This window comes from Kocuria sp. CNJ-770, from assembly GCF_001942375.1.
Classification (GTDB): domain Bacteria; phylum Actinomycetota; class Actinomycetes; order Actinomycetales; family Micrococcaceae; genus Kocuria; species Kocuria oceani.
Genome location: NZ_MKJW01000014.1, coordinates 1 through 5,641, shown reverse-complemented (window position 1 = coordinate 5,641; position 5,641 = coordinate 1). Strand labels below are relative to the sequence as shown.

General features: G+C 70.7%; 3 protein-coding genes and 2 pseudogenes. 3 read left to right on the top strand and 2 right to left on the bottom strand.

Annotated elements, in window-relative coordinates; translation table 11 throughout:
- Positions 1-177 precede the first annotated feature (177 nt).
- Entirely contained in the window at positions 178-858 is a 681-nt protein-coding gene (locus BJF77_RS00795; protein WP_075871010.1) for a response regulator transcription factor, read from the top strand.
- Positions 859-1,237: 379 nt separating this feature from the next.
- Here the strand turns inward: BJF77_RS00795 and BJF77_RS00790 are convergent, their stop codons facing one another.
- Entirely contained in the window at positions 1,238-1,948 is a 711-nt protein-coding gene (locus BJF77_RS00790; RefSeq protein WP_047801978.1) for a FadR/GntR family transcriptional regulator, read from the bottom strand.
- Positions 1,949-2,058: 110 nt separating this feature from the next.
- Positions 2,059-3,710 (bottom strand): annotated as a pseudogene (locus BJF77_RS00785) (L-lactate permease).
- A 263-nt stretch (positions 3,711-3,973) separates the two neighbouring features.
- Between BJF77_RS00785 and BJF77_RS00780 the strand changes: the two are divergent.
- Together BJF77_RS00780 and BJF77_RS00775 are read left to right on the top strand one after the other, a co-directional pair.
- A complete protein-coding gene (locus BJF77_RS00780) occupies positions 3,974-4,846 on the top strand; it encodes a (Fe-S)-binding protein (RefSeq protein WP_075871009.1) in 873 nt (290 codons plus the stop codon).
- Positions 4,843-5,641 (top strand): annotated as a pseudogene (locus tag BJF77_RS00775) (LUD domain-containing protein); the annotation flags it as partial. The gene BJF77_RS00780 and the pseudogene BJF77_RS00775, both read left to right, overlap by 4 nt.

The following is a 5,641-nucleotide window of genomic DNA, read 5'->3' as shown; positions in this document are numbered from 1 at the left end:
GATGCGGCCGGGATGGGGGAGAGATGTCCCGGCTGCGAGGGGGGTGTGCTGCTCTGGTAACAACAACTTTGCCAACGTTAACAGGAGCGGTCCATCTACCTTTGTCCAGAGTGTTTGTGACTTAAGTCGAAGATGACGCTTTGCACTTTGGGGGACAGGGAAAAATAGACTGTGCGGGTGACTGATACCAGAGTTCTCGTCGTGGACGACCAGCCGCTGATGCTGGAGGCCCTGAAGTCCTTCTTCTCCGCCGAGCCGGGGTTCGACGTCATCGGGACGGCGTCCAACGGGCGTGAGGCCGTCGACCGCTGTCTGGTGTCCGATCCGGACGTGGTGCTCATGGACATGAAGATGCCCGTGATGGACGGCATCGAGGCCACTCGGGAGATCACCTCCCGCAGCCCCCGCTCCAAGGTCCTGGCCCTCACCACGTTCTCCACCCTGGAGTTCGTGGTGCCGGCCCTGCGTGCGGGCGCCGCCGGCTACCTGGTCAAGGACGCCCGGCCGGACGAGATCATCACGGCGGTGAACCAGGTCCTCGACAACGAGATCGCGCTCTCCCCGGCCATCGCCCGGGCCCTGGCGGACAACGTCATCTCCGTGCCGGACCAGCAGCAGGCGCGCTCGGCGGACGACACCCTGCGCTCGCTGCTCACGGACCGGGAGATGGAGACCGTGACCCTGCTGGCCCAGGGGCTCAGCAACCGGGAGATCGCCGAGCAGATGCACGTCTCCGAGGGCAGTGTGAAGGCCTACCTCGGCCGGGTGTGCGAGAAGTTCGGCGTGCGGGACCGCGTGCAGGCGCTCATCAAGGCGTACCAGAGCGGTCTCGTGGATCCCCAGCTGCGCGACCTCTGAGCCGCTGCTCGGAGCTCGGGTCAGGCCGGAAGTCCAGCTGCAATGTAGACAAAAGTGCATTCATCTGCATGTGCAAACACGGCAGAATCGTCAGTGCGAGCAGAGAAAAGAAGTCGGTGGAGGAGCGAGAGACGTCCCCACGGTGCCCGGCCCGTCCCCCCATGAGGCCCTGCACCCGACCGGACGGTCCACCGACCTGCTCACGGTAGGGGGCCGCCCCGGGATAGTCCCCCCTGGACCGGGATGCGGCCGCGCAAGGCTTGGATCACCTTGCATCCCCAGCGGCCGATGGCCCCCTACCGTGCAACACCGCTGATGAGCGCAACGGCCCCACCGGTTCCGGTGGGGCCGTTCTCGTGCCCCCCGTCCGGGAAGGTGGTCAGTCCCGTCCGCGCTCGCCGGCGCGGCTGTGGCCGAAGAACCAGGTGATGTGCTCCCGCAGCGCGGCGGCGGCGTCCTGACCCCGCCGCTCCTGGAACGCCTGCAGAATCTCGTGGTGCTGCCGCTGGAGCGTGCGCCGCACCTGCGGCCAGTCCTCGAGTCCCGCCACCGTCTCCTGGACGTAGCCGATCGTGGCCTGGCGCAGCGAGGACATGACGGTCTCGACCACCACGTTGCCCGCCAGCGAGGAGAGCAGGACGTGGTACGCGGCGTCGTGGGCGTGGAACCGCTCGTCGGGCAGCTGCGGGTCGTCCATGGCCGCCACCAGCTCGGCCGCGTGCTCGAGCGCCGCCGCCCGCTCCGGGGTCTCCGGGGCGGCGGCCGCCTCCAGCGCCGACTGCGTCTCGAGCAGCAGCCGGGTCTGCACCAGGTCCCGCACCGGCAGGGACCGGGTGGCCACGTGCAGGCGCAGGGCCCAGCCCAGGGCGGCCGAGGGCTCCGAGATGACGACCGCGCCGGCGGCCGGGCCGGAGCCGGTCGAGGACCGCACGAGGCCCATGGCGTCGAGGATGCGGATCGCCTCCCGCACCGAGGCGCGGGAGATGCCGAACTCCTCGGCGAGCTGGCGCTCCCCGGGCAGCTTGTCGCCCACCGAGATCTCCCCGGAGCGCAGGCGTTCCTCGAGCCAGTCGAGGACGACGGTGTACATGCGCGAGGCCGTGGGCACGGGCTGCTCCTGACGTTGGACGGGATGCGCTCCAGTCTAGGGAACGGGCGAGGCCCCGCCGGATCCGGGATCCGGCGGGGCCTCGTGGGCGCTCAGGAGGTGGGGACCATCCAGGCCAGCACGTTGGACTGCAGGAACACCAGGGTGCACAGCAGGAGCAGCAGGCCCACGGACCACCAGATGACGGAGCGGAAGATCGCGGACTCCTTGCCCTCCATGCCCACGGCGGTCGCGGCGATGGCGAGGGACTGCGGGGAGATCATCTTGCCGACCACGCCGCCGGAGGTGTTCGCGGCGGTCATCAGGTGCGGGTCCAGCCCCGTGCCCTCGGCGGCGGTCTTCTGCAGGTTGGAGAACAGTGCGTTGGCGGAGGTGTCCGAGCCGGTGACGGCGGTGCCGAGCCAGCCGAGCACGGGGGAGAAGAAGGCGAAGGCCGCGCCGATGCCGGCCACCCACGTGCCGATGGAGATGGTCTGCCCGGAGGTGTTCATCACGTAGGCCAGCGAGAGCACGCTCATGATGGTCAGGGCGGAGAAGCGCATCTTCCAGAACGAGCGTCCGATCTCGGCCACCGCGTCGCCGATCGACAGCCGGAAGCGGCCCCCGGCGGTGAACACCGAGTAGACGACGGCCACGAGCAGACCCGTGAGCAGCAGCAGCGTGCCGGGGCTGGAGAGCCACTGCAGCTTGTAGACCGTGCTGCTGAGCGGCTCGCCCTCGGCGTCGAGCAGGCGCCCGTCCAGGCCGGGCCAGGGGATCGACACGTCGGTGCCGGCCAGTGCGGCCGGCACGTCCGCGCCGAGGGTCCACAGCTTGGCGACCCCGAACACGGCCACCACCAGGACGTAGGGCAGCACGGCCATCCACACGCGGGCCGGGGTCAGGCCCTCGGGCGCCGGGGGCTTGTCCACGCCGAGGCGGGCCCGGACGCCGTCGGCGCCCTTCGGCCGCCAGAAGCGCAGGAGGAGCACGGCCGCGGCCAGGCCCACGAGGGACGCGACCACGTCGGTGAGCTCGTAGGAGAAGTACGTGGCGGTCCACCACTGGGCGACGGCGAAGGAGAGGCCGATCACGAGGGCGGCGAGCCAGGCCTCCCGGAGCCGCGGACTCCGTCGATGATGAACAGCAGGATGAAGGGGACGAGGACCGCGAAGAACGGCGCCTGATGGCCGACGACCGCGCCGATCCGGGCGGGGTCCAGCCCGGTGAGCACACCGGCGGTGGTGATCGGGATGGCGATCGCGCCGAAGGCCACGGGGGCGGTGTTGGCGATCAGCACCACGGTCGCCGTCTTCAGCGGTTTGAGTCCCAGCGCCAGGATCATCGTGGCCGTGATGGCCACGGGGGCGCCGAAGCCGGCGAGGGCCTCCAGCAGGCCGCCGAAGCAGAAAGCGATGAGCACCGCCTGGATGCGCAGGTCGCCGCCGCCGATGGTGTCGAAGATCGTCCGCAGGTCCTCGAAGCGCCCGCTGAGCACCGTCACCTGGTAGAACCACAGGGCCATGACCACGATCCACACGATCGGGAACAAGCCGTAGACCGCCCCCTGCGTCGCCGAGAGCAGGGCCAGTCCCAGGGGCATCCCGAAGGCCAGGACGGCGACGACGATCGCCGCGACCAGGGCCGTGGCCCCCGAGACGTGGGCTCGCGCCTTCACGCCCAGGAGCATGACGAAGAAGGTGAGCAGCGGGACGGTGCCGACCAGGGCGGAGAGCGCGACGCTCCCGCCGACGGCATCGGTCATGGAGGTGAAGGTGGTCACGCGATCTCCGGAGGACGAGGGGCGGGCGGGGGCAGGGAGCACCCGTGGGCAGGGCCGCCTATGGTCGGACCACAGGCGCACGAGCACGAACAGTACATGTCCCAGGTCACACGCCCAAGCCGGACACGGGCTCGGCCCCGGGTCGGCCGAGCTCGATTGTGTGACCGCTCTCACCGGTCTAGCATGGTCAGACCACAGGCGGCGGCGCGTCGTCGTCCCCGTTCCCCGCACCGTCCGGAGGCCGCATGAGAATCGCCCTGTTCGCCACGTGCATCGTGGACGCGATGTACCCGAGGGTCGCGCTGGCGACCGTGCGGGTGCTCGAGCGGCTCGGCCACGAGGTGGTGTTCCCGCCCGGGCAGGGCTGCTGCTCGCAGATGCACGTCAACAGCGGCTACATGGACGACGCCCTGCCGGTGGTCCGCAACCACGTCCACGCCTTCTCCGCCGCCGACTACGACGTGGCCGTGGCCCCCTCGGGCTCCTGTGTGGCCTCCCTGGGGCACCAGCAGCCCATGGTCGCCCGCGCCGGCGGCGACGAGGAGCTGGCCCGGCAGGCCGAGGCGGTCGCCGCGAACACCTACGAGCTCTCCCAGCTGCTCACCGACGTGCTCGGCGTGACCGACGCGGCCGCCCAGCTGGGCTCCTGGTTCCCGCACACGGTGACCTACCACCCGTCCTGCCACGGGATGCGCCTGCTGCGCCTGGGCGACCGGCAGCGGGACCTGATCGCCTCGGTCGCCGACCTCGAGCTCGTGGACCTGCCCGACGCCGAGGAGTGCTGCGGGTTCGGCGGCACCTTCTCCTTCAAGGTTCCCGAGGTGTCCGCGGCGATGGCCGAGGAGAAGATCGACAACATCGTCGCCACCGGCGCGCAGCTCTGCACCGGGGGCGACGCCTCCTGCCTGCTGCACCTGGGCGGGGCCATGGCCCGCCGGGACGCCGGCGTGACCACGGTGCACTTCGCCGAGATCCTCGCCTCGACCCGGGGCAACCCGCTGGAGGTCTCCGGGCCGGTGGAGCTGTCCATCCCGTCCGCGAAGGGGCGCCGCGCGGTGCCGTCGTCGCGCCCGTCCGCCACGTCCGTGCCGTCCGCCACCCGAGGAGGTGCCCGGTGAGCCGCACCGCCCTGGGAATGCCCGCCGTCCGTCCCGTGCACGGGCAGGGGAACCTGCACGCCGAGACGGCGTTCCCCGCCGCCGCGAAGCACGAGCTGGGCAACGCGCAGATGCGCGCCAACATCCGGCACGCCACCCACACGATCCGCGGCAAGCGCGCGCGGGTGGCCGGTGAGCTGCCGGACTGGCAGGAGCTGCGGGCCGCCGGCTCCGCGATCAAGGAGCGCGCCATGGCACACCTGCCGGAGCTGCTCGAGGAGTTCGAGCGCAACGTCACCGCTCGCGGCGGCACCGTGCACTGGGCCCGCGACGCGGAGGAGGCCAACCGGATCGTCACCGAGCTCGTGCAGGCCACCGGCTCCACCGACGTCATCAAGATCAAGTCCATGGCCACGCAGGAGATCGGCCTCGACCAGCACCTCTCCGCGGCCGGGATCGAGGCCACCGAGACCGACCTCGCCGAGCTGATCGTCCAGCTGGGCCACGACAAGCCCTCCCACATCCTGGTTCCCGCCATCCACAAGAACCGGCACGAGATCCGCGACATCTTCCTGGCCGAGATGCCCGAGACCGACGAGAGCCTCACCGCCGAACCGCGCGACCTCGCCGAGGCGGCCCGGTCCCACCTGCGGGAGAAGTTCCTCTCCACCTCGGTGGCGATCTCCGGGGCCAACTTCGGCGTCGCCGAGACCGGGACGCTGACCGTGGTGGAGTCCGAGGCAACGGCCGGATGTGCCTGACCCTGCCCGAGACCCTGATCACCGTGATGGGCATCGAGAAGATCGTGCCCACCTT

Coding starts and splice junctions, on each gene's coding strand:
- BJF77_RS00790 (WP_047801978.1), bottom strand. CDS start 1,948: ATGTACACCGTCGTCCTCGACTGGCTCGAGGAACGCCTGCGCTCCGGG.
- BJF77_RS00780 (WP_075871009.1), top strand. CDS start 3,974: ATGAGAATCGCCCTGTTCGCCACGTGCATCGTGGACGCGATGTACCCG.